Source organism: Clostridium tertium, assembly GCF_017873245.1.
Lineage (GTDB): Bacteria > Bacillota > Clostridia > Clostridiales > Clostridiaceae > Clostridium > Clostridium tertium.
In genome coordinates this window covers 1-1036 of record NZ_JAGGJY010000039.1, presented here as the reverse complement: position 1 = coordinate 1036, position 1036 = coordinate 1, and the positions used below count along the sequence as shown (strand labels likewise).

At 38.4% G+C, this 1036-nt stretch carries 1 protein-coding gene; it reads left to right on the top strand.

What is annotated here, in order from left to right; genetic code table 11:
• Positions 1 to 17 precede the first annotated feature (17 nt).
• On the top strand, positions 18 to 1036 hold a 1019-nt coding region (gene tuf / locus J2Z25_RS18490; protein ID WP_209741564.1), incomplete at its 3' end, for an elongation factor Tu.

Sequence of the window (1036 nt, the reverse complement as noted above, 5' to 3'; positions counted from 1 at the left end):
TAAAGGAGGATTTTACAATGGCAAAGCAAAAATTCGAAAGAAGTAAACCACACGTAAACATTGGAACAATCGGTCACGTTGACCACGGTAAGACAACTTTAACAGCTGCAATCACAACAGTATTAGCAAACAGAGGATTAGCAGAATCATTCAAATATGATGAAATTGATAAGGCTCCAGAAGAAAAAGAAAGAGGAATCACAATCAATACAGCACACGTTGAATACCAAACAGACAACAGACACTATGCACACGTTGACTGTCCAGGACATGCTGACTATGTTAAGAACATGATCACAGGAGCTGCTCAAATGGACGGAGCTATATTAGTTTGTTCAGCAGCAGATGGTCCAATGCCTCAAACAAGAGAACACATACTACTAGCTTCAAGAGTTGGTGTTGACTACATAGTTGTTTTCTTAAACAAGGCAGATATGGTAGATGACGAAGAATTATTAGAATTAGTTGAAATGGAAGTAAGAGAATTATTATCAGAATACAACTTCCCAGGAGATGATATTCCAGTAATAAAGGGTTCAGCTTTACAAGCATTAGAAAACCCAACAGATGAAAAAGCAATCGCTCCAATCCTTGAGTTAATGGAAGCTGTAGATAGCTACATTCCAACTCCAGAAAGAGCAACAGATAAGCCATTCTTAATGCCAGTAGAAGATGTATTCACAATCACTGGTAGAGGAACAGTTGCTACAGGAAGAGTTGAAAGAGGAGTTCTTCACGTAGGAGACGAAGTAGAAATCGTTGGATTATCAGAAGACAGCAGAAAAGTAGTAGTAACAGGAATAGAAATGTTCAGAAAGTTACTAGACGAAGCGCAAGCTGGAGACAACGTAGGAGTTCTTTTAAGAGGAGTTCAAAGAACTGACATCGAAAGAGGTCAAGTTTTAGCAAAAGTTGGATCAGTTAAGCCACACAAGAAATTTGTAGGTCAAGTATACGTACTTAAAAAAGAAGAAGGTGGAAGACATACTCCATTCTTCGATGGATACAGACCACAATTCTACTTCAGAACAACAGA